The organism is Candidatus Jettenia sp. AMX1 (genome assembly GCF_030263775.1).
Lineage (GTDB): Bacteria > Planctomycetota > Brocadiia > Brocadiales > Brocadiaceae > Jettenia > Jettenia caeni.
Genome location: NZ_SZPP01000052.1, coordinates 1 through 23,346, shown reverse-complemented (window position 1 = coordinate 23,346; position 23,346 = coordinate 1). Strand labels below are relative to the sequence as shown.

The following is a 23,346-nucleotide window of genomic DNA, read 5'->3' as shown; positions in this document are numbered from 1 at the left end:
AAGATTTTTCAGGCTCTCTCAGCCATGACTGCCATCTTTCCCTTATCTATGGCTGGTTAGCACGATTTTTGTCTGGTTTATGCGCAACTTATGTGTAGTAATACAAGCTCCGTAGGAGCGGCCTGTTCATTCTATCCACTCAAACAAATATTTTTTATCATATTTGATTTCGTATTTCTTCAAAAAATCAAGATATTCTTCCTTGAAGGTTTTCTTTTTGTGATGTTCCTCCTGATGGAGGATGTATTTGATAACGGCGTCTATATGGCTTCTGGAATAAGAGAACGCCCCAAACCCCTCCTGCCAATTGAATTTTCCCGGCACCCATCTGTTATCATTGATGAAATTTGAAGAGCCGGCTTTTATGTCTCTTACCAAATCAGAAATTGCAATGGATGGTTTTAACCCAACCAGCAAATGGGTATGATCGGGCATGCAAAAAATGGATAACATTTTGTGTTCGCGGTTTTGCACAATGCCCGTGATGTATTTATGCAACTCCTCCCGATGCCGGCTTTGAATTAAATTCAGTCTGTCTTTTACGGCAAAGACAATTTGAATGTAAATTTGTGAATAGGTATTAGGCATGACACAGGCCGCTCCTACGGAGCTTTCCTTTTCTTTTTGTATTGATTTCTACAAACAGGTCGCCCCTGCCGGGCTGTAAAGAGATTCATCGATATTCTTACATAAATATAGTAATGTTAAAAAAAATGTCGCTTTTATCGTCTTCAAAAGCCCTTTATTTCCCAGCAAAATTTGCTATGCTATGTGACATTTTGTTTTGAGATCACTATAATAGCGATATTGTATCTCATGTGCTTTGAATTAATTGGGCAAACAGCTTGTTGCCTAATATTTGTTTCCAATTGCGAAACAGGTTGTTTCGCAATCGTGCTTTTCTGATTGAAACATAAATTCTACCGGAAATCTTTCGATGTTGCGTCTTACCGCCTGATTCAACGCTTTTACCTCTATCCGTTACAGTTCCGCCAGATTGCTATCAATCATCACCTGAAGGCCTCTGATTGTATAGATGCATGATTGAATTCTGTCGGATTTATGGCATCGTATTTTGCGATACCTTTTTCATTAGATCCTATATTACTCATACCATCTTCACCTTCTTCACTTATCAACGCCACCCAATTCCGCTTCAATCTCTTCAATACTAGGCAGAGAGGATTTAAACTCATCGGGCAGGCTTCTGGTGATGCTATATTCGCTTACGCCAATAGGCTTGTGAACATCCTTCAGCGCATATTCCACAACGGTATTGTTTTTTGATTTGCAGATCAAAATGCCGATAGTGGGATTATCCTGTTCTGTTTTCAAAATACCATCAACTGCAGAAATATAGAAATTGAGTTTTCCTGCAAACTCAGGTTTGAACTTCGATGCCTTGAGTTCAATTACCACATAACAATGTAATCGGACATGGTAGAATAGCAGATCAACAAAGAACTCATCACCGTCAACTTCCAGTCTGAACTGTCTGCCGATGTAAGAAAAACCTGCTCCTAATTCCAACAAAAATCTGGTGACATGATTGATCAGGGCATCTTCCAGTTCTTTTTCATCGTGCTTTTGTTGCAACATCAAAAAATCAAAGTTATAAGGGTCTTTGAGAGTTTGATGTGCTAAATCAGAATGTGGTGCAGGTAAGGTGGTCTGAAAGTTTGTTATAGCCTTGCCTTCGCGCGAGTATAGGTTGCTTTCAATATGATGAGTCAGAACCGCCCGCGACCAGTTGTTCTGGATTGTTTTTTGAACATAAAAAATCGCTTCGTTGATGTTTTTGCACCTGGTTATAATCGTAATATTATGTCCCCATGGGATTTGCGTTGTTTGGCCAACAACCTGTTGGCTTTTTTCAAAGAAAAGATACCATTGCCGCATGTATTTCAGATTAGAGAGCGAAAATCCCTTCATACCAGGAAATTCTTTTTGCAAATCCCGGCTCATCTGGCCGATAAAGTCATCACCCCATGCGGTTTCTTTTTGTTTGGCAACCATTCGTTCAGCCAAATCCCAGTATAGACGCAAAAGCCCCTGGTTGACCGCAACAGCCGCTTTGATCTGCGCAGATTGAATACGTTGTTTTATCTCCTGAATAAACCGCTTGTAATCATTGGTTTTAATGATATTGCTTTTCATACCAGCTTTACCTTTTTCAGGTTTTCCTTTATCAGCGTATTCAGTTTCTCTTCCTCTTTCAACTGTTCTTCAAATTCCTTCTTCAAACTGGTAAAACGCTCATTAAAATCAAAATCATCCTCATCGTCAGGCAAACCGACATACCTTCCAGGTGTGAGTACATAATCAAGTTCTCGCACGCGTTCAATGGATGCGGAATTACAGAAGCCCCTGATGTCTTGATAGACACCCTCACCCCCGCCTCTCCCAGAGGGAGAGGGGCTTTTGTTCTCCTCCTTTTGGGAGGAGTTAGAGGAGGGTGAAGATTTCCATGTATGATAAGTATTGGCAATCTTCATGATATCTTCAGACGAAAGCTCCCGTGTTCTCCGGTTTATCAAATGACCAATGTTGCGGGCGTCAATGAAAAGGATTTCACCCTCTCTTCCACCCTCTCTTCTGTCTCTCCCAAAGGGAGAGAAACTTCCCGCCTTTTGGGAGGGATTGAGGGAGGGTTCGGCGCGGCCGCGCCGAATAAACCAGAGGCAGGCGGGGATCTGGGTATTCAGGAACAGCTTGGCAGGAAGATTGACAATGCAATCAACCAAACGTGCTTCGATTAATGCCTTGCGGATTTCTCCTTCACCGGAAGTCTTGGAGGTGAGCGAGCCTTTCGCCAGGACAAAACCGGCAACCCCACTAGGGCTAAGATGATAAAGGAAATGTTGTATCCATGCGTAATTTGCATTGCCGGCCGGTGGTACGCCGTATTTCCATCTCCCGTCTTTGCGGAGCAGATCGCCGCTCCAGTCGCTGTCATTAAAGGGGGGATTGGCGATAACGAAATCGGCTTTTAAATCTTTGTGAACGTCGTTCAGGAAGGAACCTTCGTTGTTCCATTTGACCTGTGAACTATCAATGCCTCGAATGGCAAGGTTCATCTTCGCTAGCCGCCAGGTAGTCAAATTACTCTCCTGCCCGTAAATGGAGATATCGTTCACCTTGCCATGATGGTTAGCAACAAACTTTTCCGACTGAACAAACATACCGCCTGAGCCGCAACAGGGGTCAAACACGCGGCCTTTATGTGGTTCAAGCATTTCTACCAGTAACTCAACAACACTGCGCGGTGTATAGAACTGCCCGCCCTTCTTTCCTTCGGCAAGGGCAAATTCTCCGAGAAAGTATTCAAACACATGTCCAAGCACATCGGCGCTGCGGGCTTTTGCATCGCCAAGGGCAATGTTCCCGATAAGGTCTATCAATCCGCCAAGATTCGTGGGGTCAAGGTTTCCGCGCGCAAAGACCTTTGGCAGCACATCTTTGAGCGATGGATTATCCTTCTCGATAGCATCCATCGCATTATCAACTTCTTTGCCGATGGTGGGAAGCTTTGCTTTGGATTGCAGATATGACCAACGGGCAATTTCGGGAACAAAAAAGACATTCTCCGCCTTGTATTCGTCTTTATCTTCCGGGTCTGCCCCGGCGTATTCACCCTTGCCGTTTTTCAGTCTGGTATGCAAGTCTTCAAAGGCGTCGGAAATGTATCTCAAGAAAATCAAACCGAGCACAATGTGCTTGTATTCTGCTGCGTCAATATTCTTACGGAGCTTATCTGCTGCCTTCCAAAGTTGCTTTTCAATCGGCTCCCCGCTTATGCGTTGCACGCGGACAGGTTCTTTTGTGCTATTCTCTTTAATCTTTGCCATCTTCGTCTCCGGTCAATTATTCAATTTTCTTGCACAGAGGTATTGTTTTATTCATAGGGCTAACTACAGCATGAGCGGCGAGCAATCATGCAGGAAGGGACTTTCATAATGTCCTAAAATTTATGCATAGTTGCTCGTCCGCTTGGTGTAAAGTTAGATGAATCTTCAAGATAAACTATCAGGGTATTCAACACCGCCATTTACTCAATAGGTCGCCAATTCTATCGACTGTCAACCTCGCCTGATCTGAGATATTTACGTATGACTCGTTTATGTTTTTGACAATTTGTTCATAGTTTTTTGCCGATATACTAGAGCTAAATGTTTGGTTAAAATAGAAGCGGTACTGATCAATCTCTTCATTTACAAGAAACAGTTGAGTTCGGATTTCGAAAATGAACTGCCGAGAGAGTTCATCAAGGACACTGAGTCTTGAAATCCTGGAATCGAGAAGAGGTGTTGTGTGTTTCTTCAAAGATAGTCCACTATCTTCCTGCTTTTTTGTCAAAGCCGCGACAGTCGATAACTCTTGATCAGTTAGCTTGAGTAGAGATTCAATCGCATTGAGGAGAGTGACATCACGGTGGATACCTGTGTAACTGATCATGTTTGACTGAATCCATTTTAGCAACTGACGGTCATAGATACCTTTTTTATGAGCAATCAAATAGACCATGGCAAGTAGATGGAATCGAAGTGCCTGCAACTCGGTAGTCAAAGCAGTCTTAATCTCTTGCCGTTCCTGTTTACGTTTAGTGAAGTCGACGATAATAGGGCTCAACAGGCCCAAAAACCAGCCGGCAAATACTAACAAAATCTTCTCAAAGGTGGCAGAAAGGCATGGGGTCAAATCTTTATTGTTGACAAAGTATTTTTTTCTGGTATGATTTTGTTGTGGCAAGACCATTACGAATACAATACGAAGGTGCAGTGTATCATGTAACCTGCCGGGGAAACGAGAAAAAGACTATCTTTAAAGACGACTATGATAAGAATATATTTCTTGAGTCATTGAGCGATGGCTTAAAAACATACACGATCATCCTGTATTGCTACGTCCTCATGGACAACCACTTCCATCTGCTTTTAGAAACCCCTCTCAGTAATCTCAGTGAATTTATGAGATGGTTTAATATCACCTATACATCTCACTATAATAGAAGACACAAAAGATCAGGCCATTTGTATCAGGGAAGGTTCAAGAGTATCCTTGTGGAAAAGGAGAGTTATCTGCATATTTTATCCCGATATATCCACTTGAATCCCATCAGGACGAAACAACATGAAATGGCATCGTTACCAGAAAAGAAGAAATATTTAAGGAACTACACGTGGAGCAGTCTTTTGGGTTATAAAAACGAATCCCAAAAAGATATTTTTATTGATTATGCAAAGGTACTTGAGGCATATGGGGGAGAAAACAGGGAAGGAAGGAAATTGTATTGGGAGGCTATCTCTCATGATTTATCGATGGGAATTAGTATAAAAGAAAAAGTAATTGGTGGAAGTATTCTTGGAAGTGATACCTTTCTACGCTGGATAAGAGATAGATTTTTACCAGAAAAGTCCCGGGAAATTCCCGCAGTTAAACGTCTGAGAAAATATACCACAAAAGAGGAAATCATTGAAGCTCTCTGTAAAGAGATGGGAAAAGGTTTTGATGAGATAAAAAAAGAACATGGCATTATAAGGCAGATAGCCATGGATTTATTGTATCGGGTGGGTGGATTAAAAGGAACCGAGATAGGAAGAATGATGGGTATAGACTATAGTACCGTTAGCCAGGGAAGGAAGCGATTACGGGAAAAACTAAAAAGGGACAAGAGCCTTGCTAAAACCATTAAAAAAATCGAAATGGATTTGTCATTTTGAAAGTACTTGAAGAGAAGAGTGGCTATTTGTGACCCGTTATTCCTATCATATTGGACTGGCCCATGCCGGATAGCCAGAATCTCATTCCCTTTGTTTCCTGTCTGCATTTTCAATAATCTGCAAAGGTGGTATTGATGCGACGAGTAGTTTTTACCTTATGATATTTTTATCAGAGAGCCATGTGCTGATATAAGACCTGGCTCAATTTCAACCAGAAGGAGTTTCTGTGAATTTTGAATCATTTAATTTCCATCCGCATATCGCGGCCGGTGTAAGGGCGTTGGGCTACATTACACCAACACCTATCCAACTTCAGGCAATACCTTTCATTCTTCAAGGCCAGGACATCATGGCCCTGGCTCAAACCGGAACCGGTAAAACTGCCGCTTTTGTGTTGCCAATTTTGCAGCGACTGATGCAAGGGCCACGCGGTTGTGTCCGCGCCCTGATAATCGCACCCACGCGTGAATTGGCTGAGCAAATACACGAAGCTATTGGTGGGCTTGGCCAACAAACAAGGTTGCGCAGCGTAACTGTTTATGGCGGCGTGAACATGAGACCGCAAGTTCAAAAGCTGCGAGGCAAAGCCGAAATCGCCGTGTCCTGCCCTGGTCGTTTACTTGACCACATCCGTCAGGGTACAATTGATCTGTCACGCCTGGAAGTGCTTGTGTTAGATGAAGCAGACCGGATGTTTGACATGGGCTTTTTACCCGATATACGGAAGATTTTAAAGCACTTGCCGGCACAACGGCAGACGCTGTTTTTCTCGGCCACTATGCCCGATGATATCCGGCGTTTGGCACATGACATCTTGCATACTCCGGCCACGGTGCAAGTAAACCATACCATGCCGGTGACTACCATATCGCATGCATTATATCCGGTTGAACAGCATCTTAAGACCCCTCTGCTGATGGCACTCTTGAATCATACGGACATGGAGTCGGTACTCGTTTTTACCCGTACCAAGCACCGTGCCAAACAAGTCGCTCACCAATTGGGAAGAGCAGGCTACAGTTCAACATCGCTGCAAGGCAATCTGTCTCAAAGCCAGCGACAGGCAGCGCTTAATGGTTTTCGTAACGGCTCGTTCAAGATTCTGGTGGCAACAGACATTGCCGCTCGCGGCATCGATGTTTCCCGGATTTCGCATGTTATTAACTATGATATGCCCGATACCTCTGATGCCTATACGCATCGTATCGGACGTACAGGGCGTGCCGCCAAAACAGGCGATGCTTTTACCCTTATAACCCGGGAAGATGCACAAATGGTACGCGCCATCGAAAACGTACTGGGCGAGGAATTGGAGCGGTGTACACTGCAAGGCTTCGATTATACCGCGAATTCTTTCCATACAGAGCATACACGCCATCAACCGCAGCGCCATCGCAAGCAAAAGAAGGCGAAACAGGCTAAGGCACAACGATCCGCGGCTTCAAAGCGCGGTACTCAAGGGAAGGCTATTTCACAGGTAGCGAAGCAACGTTTCCTGCATGCTTCGCACCTGACTGGCTCGCCGACCCGTAATTCTCGCGACTCATGTTAAACCATAAACCGTTTGTTGTTGTAGGTGTAGATCTTGCAGGATCCCCGCGCCGTCCAACAGGTGTGTGCGTTCTGTATGGGATAAAAGCACTGACACACATTGCATTCACAGATGAGGAAATACTGAACCCGATACACCAGACACAGCCCGACATCGTTCCAATTGACGCACCGCTTAGTTTACCCAACAGACGAAAGACAATCCATGACCGGTCTGGCGAGCATTTGCGCGATTGCGACCGTGAACTACAAAAACGCGGTATCCGGTTCTTTCCTGTTACGCTTGGTCCAATGAGAATGCTGACGGAACGTGGCATTGCGCTCAAAGGGAAGATTGAAGAAATGGGCTATCGTACAGTTGAGTGTTACCCTGGCGGAGCACAGGATGTATGGGGTATTCCTCGTCAGCGCCGGGATATTAAAGGACTTTGGCTAGGATTAAAGAAGTTAGGAGTGAGAGGATTGACAGAGACGATGACAGGTGATGAATTAGACGCAGTAACAGCGGCCCTGGTTGGCCGATGGTTTCTGTTGGGTAAGGGAGAAATGCTTGGGGGTGAGGAAGGAATTGTTATGCCATCTGATAACCGAAAATCAAAAACCTGATCACGAATTCTAACAAATCAACGGAGTTGAGACCGTCATTGGTTTAGCCAGGCAAGGTAGTAGGCCATATGCATCAAGCTAAGGAGAATAACAAGCCACCCATAATCCCCCTTGATCCCCCTTTAAAAAAGGGGGAAATATATGGGTGTTTTAGAAAAGAGGGAAATCTCTCGTTCCCTCTTTTCTAACCTTATCCTTCTTTCCCCCTTTTTTAAAGGGAGGTTAGGGGGATTAGCGGGAAACATGGGCACACATTGCTCTTTCTCCAGGGGGATACCTCCTTTTTCATGGAACACTATTCTTAGCTTGATGCACATGGGTAGTAGGCGCTGCTTACCAAAGATCAGGCAATCGGGGTGGTTCTGTATGAAGGACATATCCTCGCGAAAATTGAGAAGTACGTGCGTCTCTCTGCTAAATCTTAAAGAGAAAGGAGCCGGAATAGAAATGGTTCAGATTGATATACCAATAGCTTTTGCGCTGGGGCAAATCTTTGCGGATGCTGCAAGGAAACAATTGCTGACGGGAAGGCCGGAATATTACTTTAGTGCATTGGCAAAGAATAATTTGTTTCACATATTCTTCTTTAGCTGGATACCTGTTTATTTTTTAGTAAATTACTTTGGCTGGGAGACTACGCATATGTGGTGGCGCAAGGATGTTGTTACTGATTATCCTTTCTTCCTGCCTGTTTTCCTTATTGCGTTCTTTTTCTCCGCAAATAGTGGGTTCTGGTTGTCGACGTTCCTGATAAGAAAGGGGAAATTCCTTTTCGTAAGGGCGAGTTATGCCGGTATTTTCCTGTATTCCTTTCTCTGGGTTTTTGGTCTTTGGAAACGAACAAGTTATCTCGGTTCATATAAAGAGTGGGCACAGGGAACAGCTAAAAGGGCGTGGGACACTTCAGGTGGGGAACCCTTTCTTTACATGCTTTTCTTCAGCATTATTCTATGGTTTGCAGCCCTTGTCTTTTTCATTATTATACTCCGGGCTGAGGGAAAAAACCTGATACTTAAAGGAGATAAAAGGAAAAGTACAGAATAGCATTATTACACTGAAATCATTGTCTGTTCTTTCTGTAACGATAAAAGCCAGATAGAGTTGGACCGCCTGCCAAAAGAGCCAATGGGGTCATCCATCGGCCTTTGTATTTAAAAATTATTTGTACACACCAGGCGAGGCGCCTCCAGGGAGCGAGCCTTCCTCCGGGTCGATCTCACATATACTGCCAAGGCAGGCAGATTCTTTTGCCCCTACCGTGGAATCTTCTCTTTCGTATATCACAATATGAGAAAAATCGGTCACGGGAAGATTTTTACTCCGCGTCCTGTATTCATCTTCGGTAATTTCTTCAAAAGGTGAAAGCTGATATACCGTTTTCGACTTTGGCAGGAACGATAGTCCACCGAGCATGTCCCAGTTTTTGTAAAGCCAATGTACTGCCTCAATCCATTCATCTTCTGCTACGGAAATCGTTACAGAAGGATTGTGTTCGGTATAGTTCTCCTTGATCATTTTCCAATATTCAAGCTGGTCAATGGCATTGAAATCTTTCCCTGTTATACTTCCCTCCGGGGATTGTACCGGAAATTCTAACACGTATGTTGTGGCCGTTGCCACATCCTGCCCAACTTCCGGATAGTACGGAAATTTTTGTTCTTTTAGCATCATGAACAATGGATCCGTTGCAGAAATACGGACCCTGCGGACATAATACCTGGCAAAACGCGGGTGCATCCCTGAGGCTGCGTCAACAAGTTGAGAAACAGTTCCGGAAGGTTTAACACAGGTTACTGCAGTAGATTCATTGATACCAAATCGTCTGGCGTAGATGCGGTTCGTTTCAACAGCATGATCTCTTAGCTTTGCTAAAATCTTTGGATCGCGTACTGCGGGAGAGTCCCACTGCCCGGTAATAGAGACACCCAGAAGCCGTTCTTCTTCACAATTCGTTTTCCACTCCGGCGAAAGATAGGGAAAGTCTGTCAGCATGGATTGGTACGTGCCCAGTATCGAAGCAATCCTGATTTTTTCCCGTAATGTTGTTTCTGTGTCATCCGGACGGGCAACTACCTCGCTCAGATTACAGAATTGCTTTGAGCGTAAGATAATCTCCCCGCACGGATTAATACCGCTTGTCGTCCAGTACGGCTCGAATTTCTTCCATCGGCGGGCAGGGATTTGTTTCGGCAGGCCAATGCGATTAAACAGTCCTCGTTCACCAGTTCCAGCCATTGCCAGGGCAAGCCACTCTTTCAGTAAGTCGGTAGTTTTCGGTTTTACACTATAAACGGCTGAATTATTCGCCATTGCACGCTGCGGTTCGTTCATATAGAAATAACCGCTTTTGGCCTGGCGCATGTCATCATCATCAAAATCCGATAAAGAAATCAGCGCAGAGCGGCGCACCCCCCCCATTTCTACCATCTCACCAATTTTGCAGATGATATCATGCACATCGATATTGCGCAAACGTCTACCCTGGGCGCCAAGGATTTTCGCGCGTGCATAGTTCAGTAAGGACTGAAGTGGCCCCGGACCGGAGCTGCGCCCACCCATCGTATACAAACGGGATCCAGCCGGTCTAACCTGTGAGTAATCAAATTGGATATCTTTCCCGTCATACCAGGCGCGCAACCCGGTTTTAAGCGCATTTGCCCAGCCTTCCTTGCTATCCCCAACTGCATGAACAGGAAGTAGTTCTCCTCTCTGCCTCTGAATCATCGGTAGTTGTTGAATATTCTGACTTTCAACAGAAAAGCCTACTCCAACGCCAGACATTAAAAGATACATAATTTCAGACAAATCATCGGGAAGTGAAGGAGCAATAAACGAGCAATTGTATGCTGCAACATTATTCGTCCGGACTGCTTTACCGGCAGACCATAAAAGCCGCATGGAAGGCATTACCTGCTGGTTCAGAATTGCCTGTCTGATTTCTTCATACTCCTGCGGATTTAATCGGTTGCCCAGATACTCCTGCATGAAACGCAGGTATCTGTCCACGGTTTCTATCCATGTTTCACGCCTTCCTTCCTCATCGATCCAGCGCGAATATGTTCGGTAATAGATAAACTCAGCAAGGGTATTGGAAAAATATCTTTTGCTTTCTGTCACAAGGTGTTTAACCCGATCAGGAATACTCAGGGTCTTTTTACGGATTTCCGTCCGCTCATGCCGATACAGGATATAAGCCTTGGCCGTTTTAGGAAATTCGAGTAAGATCAGCGCCTCTTCGACAAGGTCCTGAATCTCCTCAACATGGGGAATATAAGCTATCTGATAACGTCTGGTAAGTTCTGATATGACTTCATTTGAGACCCGCATGGGGTCTTTTCCCGGATCACCTTCTCTACTTGCCTGCATAGCCCGGTAAACTGCGTTCGTAATGCGTTTTTGGTCGAACGGCACAACCCTTCCATCCCGCTTTCTGATATGAGTAAATTTGCTCTGTACTGAGTTGGACATAGTTGCCCTCACGAAAGAACTGAAACTAAAGTTGAAGTGAACAGTAACGTGGAATCAATTTTATCTCAATTTGAAGAGAAAAGAAATAGTATTATCTGACATGCCAGAGGTTTTATGGGTATCTACAGATGGTGATTGATTTTTGAGAAGGTTACATGAGTCTCCCCAGGGAAAACCTTTGGAAAGGAAAGAAAAAGGTATGCCGGGGAGTGATTCTTTTGAAGTTCTTGCTGCCAGGAAACGGGATCATCCTATAGTATTTAAAGGATGAAACCGGACGGAACATAATGAAACCAAATAAAATGAATCATGATTTGATTGCGTCATCACGGACAAACGAGTTTGCCCGTGCCACCCTATCAAAAATATATTCGGTTTCATATCTTGCGTACTATATAATTAGGCCTTCGGCGACTTTTGTTTTGCGGCCAGGCGTAGGGCTGAGACTCTAGCCTTGCCGCCCCGCCAGAATATCTACACACGAGGATAGCAACCCTAAAGGGTTGCCCTACAAAATTGAAATTTCCATACATCAAGTTAAACACAGGAACACGGACAAACGAGTTTGTCCGTGCCACCCTGAAAACCGCTTAATTAAAATAAAAACTCCTCAATTTATTTATTCACGGTATCTCTTACTTCAGGTTTTTTCTCTTCAACCTCAGACTCAACCAATGGTAAATATATCCTACATATCGTACCCTCCCCCGGTTTACTATCAATATGTATGTATCCCTGATGCTGCTTAACGATTCCATATACGATTGCAAGTCCGAGTCCTGTCCCCTTTCCTGTCTCTTTTGTCGTAGAAAACGGCTCAAAAATCTTCTTTTTCGTCTCTTCATCCATGCCTATACCAGTATCTGAAATCATTATAAGGGCATACTTCCCTTTTTTGCCATACCCATGTGTCTTTACAAATTCATTATCTATTTCTCCACTATCCGTGCTTATGGTTAAGGCCCCTCCATAAGGCATGGCATCCCGCGCATTCATTACCAGGTTTATCAAAACCTGTTCTATCTGACCACTATCCGCCATGATGATGCAATCTTTACGAGTAAGTGATATCTCAAGCTTAATATTCTCAGAGATTAGTCTCAGGAAAATATGTTCGGCACATTTTATAATCATATTCAAATTTACCGGTTTCGGATTGCTACTTTGTCTCCTGCTAAACATAAGAAGATTTTGTGTTAATTTTGTAGCTCTTTCCGTTGTTCCAAGTATCCTCTGAACATAAACATTTAATGAATCATCCTCTTTCACCTTATTCTGTAATAGTTCTGTATATCCAATAATTGCCGTGAGTATGTTATTAAAATCATGTGCAATATTTCCGGCGAATTTACTCAGAGATTCTAGTCTTTGCGCATGAAGAAGCTGTTCTCTCTCACGTAATGATTCTTCCATTTGCTTATGCCGGATAGTAGCGCCCAATTGAACAACAATCGATGAGATAAGATTCACGAATCGCTCATCCTCCTCGCGTTGCTCCCGCACAAAAAATAGTATTATAGCAAGAACCTCATCATTCGCTATTACAGGAATACCCATTGCAGTTTTAAGGCCAGAATCCTTTGCAACAGATGCGCAGGAAATATCTCTCTGTATTATGGCATCAGGCGCCCATACCGGTTTCTTTGAAGACCATACACGGCCAGGCAAACCAATTCCCATGGGAAGGGTAAATTTTTTACCTTGTTCCTTAAACTCTTCCAATTTTCTTGAATCGGTGTGCCATGCCATGTGGCGCTCAAGGTATTTTTTATCAGGAGAGGAAAGCCAAACCTCACCATAAATCCACCCAGTGAATTCACATAAATTACGCAGCACAACAGAGAGTGCATCATGAGAATTTTCTGCTTCAGCAATTTCTAAAGCTATTGATTGCAATAGCTTAAACTCTTCTTCTACACACTTTTGCTCTCCTATATTTTGTAATTTTTCAATCATCCGGGTAATCCTCCTCATGTCATTATTTCCTTGCAAAATTTTTCCCTATATTTTCTGTTATCAAGGATAAGAAAAATACGTGCCAATACATCAAGAATGGATAAAAATAATTAAATTCTGAATTTACTCATAAGAATTGCGCTGAAAGAATTCCTGTACATTTCAATTGATAAATTATTGCGAGCAAGTAAAATGTTAAAGATTAATTCGGTATTAATGAATAATAGTGTAGTCCTTTAACCCCTTAAGTCATGATTACACAAGTTATGGCATATCAAAAGGAGGTAGTTTTCTATGGAACCGGCGTCGGCCTGGAATAGTCTGGAAATAATAAAGCTGGTGTTTTCGACCCTTACCCCTCTTGCAATTCTTCTTCTTGGCATATGGATAAATATACGACTGCATAAGTTTGAGCAGGATAGAGAAGCAGACCGGAGAGAGAAAAAACAGGAACGTGAAGAGCAGAAATGTATAGACAAGGAAGAAAAAGAGAGCGCACGCCAAAAGGAAGAACGTGCATGCGAAGAACGAGCGCGTCGCTATCAAGAGAAAAAAGAGAAAGAGCTAATTCAGAACGAGCAAATACATATCCCTCACATCGAGTTTACTATACAGTGCATCTTTTTTGGTCCACAGAACGGGATGTACATTGCCGAATTTATCCTGAACGTTCATAACCGGGGTTGCACAGCTCAAAGGTTTCCCAGAATCATATTACGTGTTCTTGGAATTCGAAGTGGTGAAAGGCTCTCTTTTCGGGAAGGCAACGAACCCCGGCTAAGATTTCCCGAAAAGATTTTTGAAACGGATGTAGTTCCAAAAGACTGGGATTTTATTTTGGTAGAACCGGGTATAAAACATGACATTAATTTTACTACTATTATACCACACGAGTATCGATTCATTATTGCCCGGGCAGAATTTCATTATGAGAAATACCTGCCACAAAGCACTGAAAAGGTATTTGAGCTTCCCCTCAACTACTGCTAATGCATATGCTTAATAAGGAAAGCAGAGAACTACAAGACCCAATAGTTATAGATACCTTTATCAGAATTATTATATATCCTAATTGCTCTCGGCAAGGCTAAAGTCTCGCCCTGCATCGACCCCGTTTTTTCATATCGTATCTTATCTCAGGGCAAACTGAACACGACTTCTTTTTCCTTTTTTGTCGTCTCTACGAGAGTAAATTTTTGATTCTACAATAAATATCCTTTCCGGCTCAACTTTTTTACTCTTCAGAATATAATCCTTTACCTGGATCGCTCTTCTATCAGCCAATAATCGGAGATCGCCATCTGTGATTACGATATGATCCATAAGAAGTTTTTCCATTTTTTGAACTGGAATATTTTCCACAAATCCAAAAACATTTCTTGATTTAGGAAAATCGGCTGCTTTGTATGCCTTTCTAAGATATGTCTCATATTCACCAGCATAGATTTCTACTTCGCTTAAAGGCACAGCCGGTTTACCTTTTTTTGCTCTATCTTTAAGCTTTTGGACTTTTAAAAGATCTGTAAACCGGCGGAGCTTGAGGGCATTTCGATCTCCTTTCTGATCCGTCCCACCCCGGATCTCCAATCTCAGGAAAGGCCGTTCATACAGCGCTGTTATCAGGTCTTTAAGCTTTTTAATGTCTTCCCTGCCAATCCGGTCACTACCGTAATCAAATTCTAAAAAAGCAAGTTTCTTTCCACTTCCGAATATATTTCCTAACAGCGCCAAAGGAGAGGTAACGACCTTTTTAATGAGATTTACCATGCCATCCAAAACAACCTTTCCAAGCTTAAATTTAGGATCATCTATATTCCCTTTTACAGGAAAGTCTAATCTTATCTCACCTTTTCTATCCTTAAGGAAATTGATAGCAGATTTTATTGGTAGTGAAATTGCTTCCTGGCTGTCAAGCTTATCACCTAAAGTAAATCGATCGAGAATAATTCGATTTTCCCCATAAAGCTCATTTCCGGATATCGTATACCCCAAATTGAGGTATAGTTTCCCTTTTTCTATAGTATAACCGATATATCTTCCGACATATGGAGTAAGGAAAGGTAAATCAAAACCACGTAAGACTACATTGATATCTGCATATTTCTTTTCAGGGAAAGGATCTATCTTTCCGGTAATTTCCAATGGGTAAACGCCTTTTAATCTCCCTGTAAGAGAAATATGAGCAGGCTTCGTGTCTTCCGACGAAAACCCGGATATCGTTGCTTTAATGTCTTCCAGTTTGCTCTTAAAACCAGGGTTTATGTATCGGTCAATAAAATCGATTTTTCCGTTTTGAAGATTAATCGTATCGATTGTAACAGGCGGCATAAATTTTTTGTAAACAGGAGGAATCTCTTTCTCCTGATCCATGCTCAACGATTCTTCTTTTTTTGTTTCCTGAACCAGGATCACATGAAAATCCGGTGTACCATCGGAATGGACGAGCAGGTTAACGGAAAAATCATCAAGGAACACCTCGTCTATATATATTTCTGTAGGGTTATACTTTATACGGGCATTCAATAAGGAAAATATTTTCCACTGAAGAAAAGTGTGTTTGTACAATTTTTCAATAGACACGAAGTCGGATAGAGAAATATCGCCCCGGTAACTCATCGTTGGACTACTTTCTTCCCCGTAGCCAAAGGTGATATCTCCGTCTGCATGAACATTAGCTTTGGCGATGGCGAGATTGACCGCATCGGTTACATAAGAATGCAGGGGAGAGATATCAACGTTAGCAGCAGATATCTTTCCCTCAGCAATAATTGGATCGACTCCAATACTCCCTTCCACAGATACCGTCCCCGTTTTATTCCAGCGTAAAGAAAGGGAGGCCAGGCCCTTCTCTCCACTCTTAGTGGTTAAACCACTACCATGAAGATTAACCTGATCTAACGTTACAAGCACAGGGCTGGATGACATCAGATCCTCACCCTGAATTGTAAATTCCCTTACAAGGAATTCACGAACAGTTAACAACCATGGACGCTTTGGTTGTTCTGACTGTTCTGGCTGTTCTGGCTGTTTAACAGGTGGAACAATATCCTGAAAATTGAAAGTCCCGTTTGCAAATCTCTTCAGAAGAAGAGAACCATTCTCAGTAAAAATCTCTTCAATAGTAATTTCCCTGTCTGTAACATCCACCTTGGTGTTGTTAATAGAAAATTTTGGTATGATCACAAATTCCTCTTTTTCCTCCTTGTGTTTCAGTGTTAAGGAATCGAGAGAGACGAAAGCCTGAGAAAACACTAATTCCCGGGAAGAAACGCTGCCATTTTTTTGGGAATACGAAAGCGCCGTTTTGACGTTCATATATCCGGAAAGGATATTCACCTTTGTACTGAGAGGAAGATAAGATGAGTATTGGGGAATATCCAATTTCTGAATATCTATCTGGAGAAAAACTTGTTGAGTATCTGAAAATGGCCTGCTTTTTCCCGTGAGAAAAATGGGTGTATCGTTCAATAGTGCAGAACAATTGAGAATAACTTCACCGTTAACGTGCCGGGGAAGATTCGATAGAAAAGGAATTATCACATTAAGGTTATTGAGTGTATGTTTTACTTCTTTCACCTCATCCCAAAAGTCAACTTTTCCATCGATAACTTTTATTTCATGCAAAGAGAACCGTATTGGAGCAGCGTTATTGCCTTTCTCCGGTATCAAATCAGAAAAGTTAAAGCTGGTTTCTCCGTTTCGGACGACCCGTATATAGGGCTGTTTTATATGAAGTCCCTTAATAATGAGTGCCTTTTGGAATACAGAAGAAAACTGCAAATTGACAAAAAGCTCATCAAGCGATGCAAATATCTCACCATCTTCATCCTTTATTACCAAATTATCTACTATCAATGAGAGCAGGTAAGGATTAAACTTCACTCTGTGGATAAGGACTTCGCGTTGAACATTTGCAGAAAGCTTCTTCACCAGCATTGATTTAATGAAAACCGGTATAATAAAGAAACCGATAAGCGTGAAGACAAGAATAGAAGCAAATACCCCTGCCAAGATCTTTTCCCACCGTTGTTGCAGTATTTTTTTCATACCATACACAACCCTCTTATGAAATCAGAACATTCAAATTCCCCTTATTATTAGGCCTTCGGCAACTTACCTACAAATTTTTCCCTCCCTTGATGGGAGGGACTAAGGGAGGGTGATCTGCTTGCTTGTCCACCCCCACCTAACCTCCCCCATCAAGGGGGAGGAACTGGCAATTTGAAATTCCTATACATGAAATTAGGCCGTCCGGCGACTTTTTTATAACACCGGCCGTAGGAGCAAGTTTGAAACCTGCCCCTACAACAGAACATTGGAATTACTATGCATTACATTAGGCCTTCAGCACTTTTATCTCTTAATAACATGTAGGGCGAGGCTTTAGCCTTGCTTCTTTTTTGGAGAAGGCAAACGCAGGGGTTTGTCCCTGTAAAAGAGAGAATAATTCCAGAGGTGGTATAATCAAATAATATGCCAAAAAGCAGAAAAATTTTGAGAACTTAAAATTCTTTATCCTCAGACTATCAGTCAGGACGTAACCCTATGCCCTGATACATTACCCAAAAAATCTTTTGATCTTTTTAGCGCTTTCTCGAAATCAGCCAATTGCCGGCTAACTTTCTCATTTACCGTGTCAGGGGGAAATGTGCCGTCATTCTGCATATCTCCTGATGTTACCCCCGTCAATAGTTCAATACCCTCATCAATAGTGTTAACCGCCCAAATAGTAAATTTTTTCAGTATAACCGCTTCTATTACATCCTCACGCAACATCAAATTTTGCACATTGCTTTTAGGAATCACAACCCCTTGATCTCCTGTTAACCCTTTTACCCTGCATACATCGTAATATCCTTCAATTTTCTGGTTAATTCCACCGACAGCCTGAATTTGACCCAGTTGGTTTACAGAACCTGTAACGGCAATTCCCTGTTTAATTGGTATATTTGCCAATGCCGATAGTAAAGAATACAGTTCTGCTGCTGAGGCGCTGTCACCTTCAATACCTTCATAACTTTGTTCAAAAACAACTCTTGCGGTCAACGTTGACATCTTTCCTTTCATGTATTTATTTACCAGATAACCGCTCACAATCAAAACCCCTTTACTATAAATAGGACCCGCGAGTTTCACTTCACGTTCAATATCGATAATGCCATTATCGCCCGGACCAACAGTCACTGTTATCCGGTTGGGTTTACCAAATTGATAATCACCCAAATTAATTACTGAGAGACCATTAACCTGTCCAATTTTTTCCCCAACCGTATCAATCAGGATGAGTCCACGATCAATCATCTCCCGGATTCGCTCTTCAATGAGATTTGACCGGTAAATTTTTCCGTCCAATGCCTTCCGTATATGTCTTGATTTAATAAGAGATTCTCCCTCCTGCATCGTCCAGAAATTTGCCTCTCGTATAATATCGGCCAGATGACCAAACTTCGTTGAGAGTTTCTCTTTATCTTCTGCTAACCGGGAAGCATACTCTATAATACCGGCAGTAGCTTCGTTATCCAGGTGCTTCATTTTTTCTTTATCACAAAACGTTGCTATAAATGACAGAAAGTCATTTATATTTTCTTCCGTCATATCCATACGTATATCAAACTCTGCTTTCACCTTAAAGAGTTCTGCAAATTCATGATCGTAGAAATACAAGGTGTGGTAAAACCAGGGTTGGCCAACCAACACCACCTTCACATTAATAGGGATGGCCTGGGGACGAATAGTCTTTGTGGTCATGTAACCCAACCTTTCTCCCAGTTCCTCTACCTGTACTTCACAACTGCAAAGCGCCTGCTTTAATGCATCCCAGCTGTTAAAATTTCGTAAAACATCCTCAATCGAAATAACCAGAAAGCCACCATTGGCCCGGAGCAGGGAGCCAGCTCTGATCATGGTAAAGTCTGTTGTTAATGCCCCGAATAGTACCTCCTTTTCTATCCGGCCAATGAGATTATTATAGGTAGGATTGCGTTCCTGGATAACCGGCAGGCCTTTCTGTTTACTGTTATCAACAAGCACATTCACTTCATATTTCCTCAACATCGCCTGTTGCATAGTTTCGAGCTGAAGGTCAGAAGGAGTGGAAGATGGTGGATAAGTTGCGCCCTTTTGTTGCCGGAGGATTTTAAAAGTCTCAATATTTTTCAATACATCCTCCTGAGTCTCATGCAAGAAATTTACAATTTTAGGAAAATTATTATATTTTTCAACCAGTTCATCGATTACTTCTTCAACTACATGCAAGGCGATTTTTTGATCAAGCTCTTTCACCTTTTCTCTTGTGCAATGTTCTAATTTACGAATATTCTTCATGACACTTTTTATTTCACTCTGCAATCTATCTTGCCTTTTCTGCAATTCCTCGCGTTTGGATTCAGATAATGCCAGGAATTCCACATCTCCAAGCACCCCTCCATCTTTTATCGGCATAATAACCATCCCCATGGGAGTCGCCTGTATAGCAAAACCTTCTTCCGTTGCCTTTTGACTAAGTTCCTGAGAGGCTTTCTCTTTTTGTTTTGCTAATTTATTCAATATTTCTTCGCGGTGAGCAGTATATTCATCAGCCTCGTATACCTTTGGCAACTCTTTTTGAATATGATTAAAAAAGGTATTCATATCTTCTTTCAATTTACTTCCTTGCCCGGCTGGTAATTGAATCACTCTGGGATTATATGGGTCATCAAAATTGTTTACATAACACCAATCCGGGGGCGTCTCTTTCTCCCTCGCAATGTCTTCTAAAAAAGATTTTACTGAGCACATTTTGCCAATGCCGGATTGGCCTGCTACAAAGATATTAAATCCAACATCCTTAATTTTAAGGCCAAATTGCAATGCATCCACAGCTCGTTTTTGTCCGATAATTCCTTGAAGACGCCTGATATGAGAGGTATCTTTGATTCCCAAACTTACCGGATCAACCCTTTTTCTCAGCTCATGAACAGATAGCTCATAATTCATTATCATCTTCCTCCATTAAAAAGATTACTGGTGAGAACTTCCATACTCTATTTCATTTACAAATTTACAAAATGTATGCCTATTGACAGATAAAGTATTTTTTATCAAACGATGAGGTTCCATGTACTTCGGGCACTACGAAAGGATCTTCTTGAGGAGGTACATCTTCCTTCAGGATGAAGAAAACCAGGGCATTACCGTAAATTTTCCCGGTTTTCTTTAAATACATGCCGAAATGAGCACCGTTACTTAGTAAACTACAACAGGTTGCCCAAAAAGTCAAAACTTTAAAATATTAAATTTTTTTGTACAGCAATATTCTTAAGGGCGATATCGTTTATTATTTTTAAACAGAAAGAGCTGGGAATCAAGGAGTAAATGGGTATTCCAGCCGATAATACAAGCGATAACAAGCCACAGACGGTCTATAAAGTGCTCATACATGCAGTAAAATGGCCAGTCATGAGATTGATTCTTTGCCAGGACATATTCATAAAAACCAGCAAGAAACAACGGGATCAGTACAGATGAGAAATAATGATGAGTCCATCCCCGATGGTGATCTGTTCTTGGAGTAATGGCAACAATAGCCAGTAGGGTAGCAAGCCCATAATGCTTCTTATATCCAAGATACAGCAGTAAAAGAAATACTGTTCTATAAAACCATCGTTGTGGAATTGACTCAGTATCGAGATCCGGAAAGATACTGAAAAAAACAGTTATTCCAAAAATAAGAGCCGCTTCCTGAGGAAAAGAGGAAAAATCCAAAGAGCCATCGGATAATAATTTTACCGCAGTAATGGCGGTTCCACTTATACATCCACCGATAATGTGTCCTTTAAAATTCATAATTTGCTTCTTTCTTTACTGTTAAAAAAGTGATACGATAATTTTCGTATAGTGAAGAATTTCCTGAGAATAGAGTATCCTATGGTACTATACTTTTTCAAAGAGAATTCTCTTTAATTGTCAAATGGGTATTATGAACAAAAGATATCAATCTAATGCCAGACCTCCAATCCTTCTGGTTCATGGAGGCGCCGGCTCATATAAAGACAACCCAAAGATGCTTGAACGAAAAAACAACAGTATCGCTGAGATTATCTCAGAGGTTTGGCCTGTGCTTCTTCAGGGAGAATCATCGGTAAAAACGGTATGCCGTGTGGTTGAGCTTCTGGAAGCTTGTCCTGACTTTAACGCCGGACTCGGCTCGGTGATTCAAAGTGATGGGATGGCGCGTCTATCTGCTTCTTTAATGGATGGAAATAAACAAAAATTTTCCGGCGTACTGTTAGCAACGCATATCATTCACCCTTCAAAGTTAGCATATGCCCTCCAGGACAGAGACCAAACAGTCGTGGGGCCATTAGGGGTGCAGTTGCTTGCCCGTGAATTGGGAATTCCTCCTCAAAACCCGGTAACACCTGCGCAAGCAACACAATGGATCTCATATTTGGAGAAACAGAAGCGGCCGTCTGATGAACACGGTACAGTCGGGGCTGTAGCCCTGGACCAACATGGGTGTTTGGCGGCTGCAACTTCTACCGGTGGAAGTGGCACGAATATCCCCGAGCGGGTATCAGATTCAGCGACTGTCGCCGGAAACTATGCCTCAAAGTTTGCAGCTATAAGCTGCACCGGAATAGGAGAACAAATTATGAATGATGGTGTTGCCGTTAAACTAGAAACAAGGGTTCGGGACGGGCGTTCTGTTATTGAAGCATCTGACATAATGTATGAAGAAGCAAATAACCGTCAGTATCGCTATGGATGGATTGGGGTTGATCATAAAGGCAATTGGGTAATGTACTGTACTACGGAAGATATGTCCTGTGGAGTAATGAGTCAAGATATGGGAAATAAAATGATATTCCACGGATGAAATCTTTCCATACGTATTTGCCAGATCACATTGGTTCTGTACCGGCATACCGGCAATACTGTTTAAACGCTTATACTTTCTCCGACCATCAATAGTACACCTCTTGTAGGAGAACTGCGCAGACCTTCTACAAATTGACCTGGGTCTTGTTTTATCATATCAAAGGTATTATAGTGCATCGGTATCGCAATCTTAGGCTTGAGAAACTCTACTGCTTTCAGGGCATCGGTAATTCCCATAGTAAAATTATCACCTATTGGAAGTAACGCAACGTCGATAGTATTAAGCTCTCCAATAAGTCTCATATCGGAAAAAAGCCCTGTATCGCCAGCATGATATAGTACCTTATCCTCCATGATAAGTATAAAACCACAAGGATTTCCGGCAGTCCCTGCCTCCGTTGTAGAGCCATGATGGGCAATGGTAAGTTTTACAGTTCCAAAGAGAAAATGGTATGCACCACCGATATTCATCGGATGACTTTTTGCTCCCTTACTCTGAAAGTAGCTTGCCAGTTCAAATGGCGCAACAATCGTGGCATCGTTATTTTTACTCATCTCAACAGCATCGCCAACATGATCGAAATGACCATGACTCACAAGAATAGCGTCTACTTTTACATCTTCTGGCTTTATCTTCGCCAGAGGATTACCTTTGAGAAAAGGATCAAATATAACTGAGTACCTGCTTCCTTCAATGAAAAAGCATGAGTGACCATGGTATGTTATTTTCATAATTTTTATTTCTTCCAATTTTTTATAATATCCTCAGCCCAACTGAGTGCAGCAACAACGGTCGGAAATCCTATCGTACTGGTAAGAAGGAGAATCGCATGGTATATCTCATCAGGCTTTGCCCCTGCTTTTAGAGCTCTTCTGACATGACTATGAACAGCACCTTCAGAATGGACAGTTGCTGCAGCCGCAAGCTGAATCAGATGGGTAGTCTTTTCATCGAGGGGGCCTTCCTGCCTGATAACCTTACCAAGTTCTTCAACAGCATGAAAAAACTTCCCATACTTTTCTTTTATGGCAAGGAACTGTTCTGGCAAATTCTCGTCTGGCATAGCATACCTCCTTTTTCGGAAATGAGTGTCTTGCAAGGCTTGAAAAGCCTTGCAAATAGCCATATTTCAGCTATTTTTCTTTTTAAAATCCTCCTTACATCCTGTATAATACCTGCAGTATT

19 protein-coding genes are annotated in these 23,346 nt (G+C 42.2%); 7 read left to right on the top strand and 12 right to left on the bottom strand.

What is annotated here, in order from left to right; genetic code table 11:
• Positions 1-126: 126 nt before the first annotated feature.
• The 5 genes from tnpA to FBQ94_RS14565 form a co-directional block, all read right to left on the bottom strand.
• A complete protein-coding gene (gene tnpA, locus FBQ94_RS14580) occupies positions 127-588 on the bottom strand; it encodes an IS200/IS605 family transposase (RefSeq protein ID WP_007222568.1) in 462 nt (153 codons plus the stop codon).
• Between the two features lie 264 nt (positions 589-852).
• Complete coding sequence (locus FBQ94_RS17555) at positions 853-978, bottom strand: ORF6N domain-containing protein (protein ID WP_352246872.1); 126 nt, start codon at positions 976-978, stop codon at positions 853-855.
• A gap of 150 nt (positions 979-1,128) precedes the next feature.
• Positions 1,129-2,157 (bottom strand): PDDEXK nuclease domain-containing protein, encoded by a 1,029-nt coding sequence (locus FBQ94_RS14575; RefSeq protein WP_007222569.1) that lies wholly within the window; start codon positions 2,155-2,157, stop codon positions 1,129-1,131.
• Positions 2,154-3,848 (bottom strand): type I restriction-modification system subunit M, encoded by a 1,695-nt coding sequence (locus tag FBQ94_RS14570; protein ID WP_007222570.1) that lies wholly within the window; start codon positions 3,846-3,848, stop codon positions 2,154-2,156. Before FBQ94_RS14570 ends, FBQ94_RS14575 begins: the two co-directional genes overlap by 4 nt.
• A 187-nt stretch (positions 3,849-4,035) precedes the next feature.
• The gene (locus FBQ94_RS14565) at positions 4,036-4,749 is read right to left on the bottom strand and encodes a hypothetical protein (protein ID WP_285442218.1); all 714 of its coding nucleotides are present in this window, start codon (positions 4,747-4,749) and stop codon (positions 4,036-4,038) included.
• Here FBQ94_RS14565 and FBQ94_RS14560 point away from each other — a divergent pair.
• From FBQ94_RS14560 to FBQ94_RS14545, 4 genes are all read left to right on the top strand, one after another.
• Complete coding sequence (locus FBQ94_RS14560) at positions 4,743-5,720, top strand: transposase (protein WP_007222573.1); 978 nt, start codon at positions 4,743-4,745, stop codon at positions 5,718-5,720. The two genes, FBQ94_RS14565 and FBQ94_RS14560, sit on opposite strands and share 7 nt — an antisense overlap.
• A 226-nt stretch (positions 5,721-5,946) precedes the next feature.
• Positions 5,947-7,272: a DEAD/DEAH box helicase gene (locus FBQ94_RS14555; protein ID WP_007222574.1), complete on the top strand. Its 1,326-nt coding sequence runs from the start codon at positions 5,947-5,949 to the stop codon at positions 7,270-7,272.
• Positions 7,266-7,877: a DUF429 domain-containing protein gene (locus tag FBQ94_RS14550; RefSeq protein WP_007222575.1), complete on the top strand. Its 612-nt coding sequence runs from the start codon at positions 7,266-7,268 to the stop codon at positions 7,875-7,877. The genes FBQ94_RS14555 and FBQ94_RS14550 overlap by 7 nt, the downstream gene beginning before the upstream one ends.
• Positions 7,878-8,243: 366 nt before the next feature.
• On the top strand, positions 8,244-8,921 hold the full coding sequence (locus tag FBQ94_RS14545) for a hypothetical protein (protein ID WP_285442217.1): 678 nt from the start codon (positions 8,244-8,246) through the stop codon (positions 8,919-8,921).
• A gap of 114 nt (positions 8,922-9,035) precedes the next feature.
• Here the strand turns inward: FBQ94_RS14545 and FBQ94_RS14540 are convergent, their stop codons facing one another.
• Positions 9,036-11,345 carry an ATP cone domain-containing protein gene (locus FBQ94_RS14540; protein WP_007222577.1) on the bottom strand — a complete coding sequence of 770 codons (2,310 nt, stop codon included), beginning with the start codon at positions 11,343-11,345 and terminating at the stop codon, positions 9,036-9,038.
• A 142-nt stretch (positions 11,346-11,487) separates the two neighbouring features.
• Between FBQ94_RS14540 and FBQ94_RS14535 the strand changes: the two genes are divergently transcribed.
• Entirely contained in the window at positions 11,488-11,616 is a 129-nt protein-coding gene (locus FBQ94_RS14535; protein WP_285442216.1) for a hypothetical protein, read from the top strand.
• 344 nt (positions 11,617-11,960) lie between these two features.
• Here the strand turns inward: FBQ94_RS14535 and FBQ94_RS14530 are convergent, their stop codons facing one another.
• The gene (locus FBQ94_RS14530; RefSeq protein WP_051006216.1) at positions 11,961-13,301 is read right to left on the bottom strand and encodes a GAF domain-containing hybrid sensor histidine kinase/response regulator; all 1,341 of its coding nucleotides are present in this window, start codon (positions 13,299-13,301) and stop codon (positions 11,961-11,963) included.
• Between the two features lie 294 nt (positions 13,302-13,595).
• Between FBQ94_RS14530 and FBQ94_RS14525 the strand changes: the two genes are divergently transcribed.
• Positions 13,596-14,291, top strand: coding sequence for a DDRGK domain-containing protein (locus FBQ94_RS14525; protein ID WP_007222579.1), 696 nt, complete (start codon positions 13,596-13,598; stop codon positions 14,289-14,291).
• A gap of 141 nt (positions 14,292-14,432) precedes the next feature.
• Here FBQ94_RS14525 and FBQ94_RS14520 read toward each other — a convergent pair whose 3' ends face one another.
• From FBQ94_RS14520 to FBQ94_RS14510, 3 genes are all read right to left on the bottom strand, one after another.
• Entirely contained in the window at positions 14,433-17,348 is a 2,916-nt protein-coding gene (locus FBQ94_RS14520) for a DUF748 domain-containing protein (RefSeq protein WP_007222580.1), read from the bottom strand.
• 483 nt (positions 17,349-17,831) lie between these two features.
• The gene (locus tag FBQ94_RS14515) at positions 17,832-20,276 is read right to left on the bottom strand and encodes a Lon protease family protein (RefSeq protein WP_007222581.1); all 2,445 of its coding nucleotides are present in this window, start codon (positions 20,274-20,276) and stop codon (positions 17,832-17,834) included.
• A gap of 321 nt (positions 20,277-20,597) precedes the next feature.
• Positions 20,598-21,125 carry a metal-dependent hydrolase gene (locus FBQ94_RS14510; RefSeq protein WP_007222582.1) on the bottom strand — a complete coding sequence of 176 codons (528 nt, stop codon included), beginning with the start codon at positions 21,123-21,125 and terminating at the stop codon, positions 20,598-20,600.
• Between the two features lie 133 nt (positions 21,126-21,258).
• Between FBQ94_RS14510 and FBQ94_RS14505 the strand changes: the two genes are divergently transcribed.
• Positions 21,259-22,158, top strand: coding sequence for an isoaspartyl peptidase/L-asparaginase (locus FBQ94_RS14505; RefSeq protein ID WP_040544741.1), 900 nt, complete (start codon positions 21,259-21,261; stop codon positions 22,156-22,158).
• A 62-nt stretch (positions 22,159-22,220) separates the two neighbouring features.
• Here the strand turns inward: FBQ94_RS14505 and FBQ94_RS14500 are convergent, their stop codons facing one another.
• Both FBQ94_RS14500 and FBQ94_RS14495 read right to left on the bottom strand, forming a co-directional pair.
• A complete protein-coding gene (locus FBQ94_RS14500; RefSeq protein WP_040544743.1) occupies positions 22,221-22,892 on the bottom strand; it encodes a metal-dependent hydrolase in 672 nt (223 codons plus the stop codon).
• A gap of 5 nt (positions 22,893-22,897) precedes the next feature.
• Positions 22,898-23,224, bottom strand: a complete 327-nt coding sequence (locus FBQ94_RS14495) for a carboxymuconolactone decarboxylase family protein (RefSeq protein WP_007222585.1) — start codon at positions 23,222-23,224, stop codon at positions 22,898-22,900.
• Positions 23,225-23,346 lie beyond the last annotated feature (122 nt).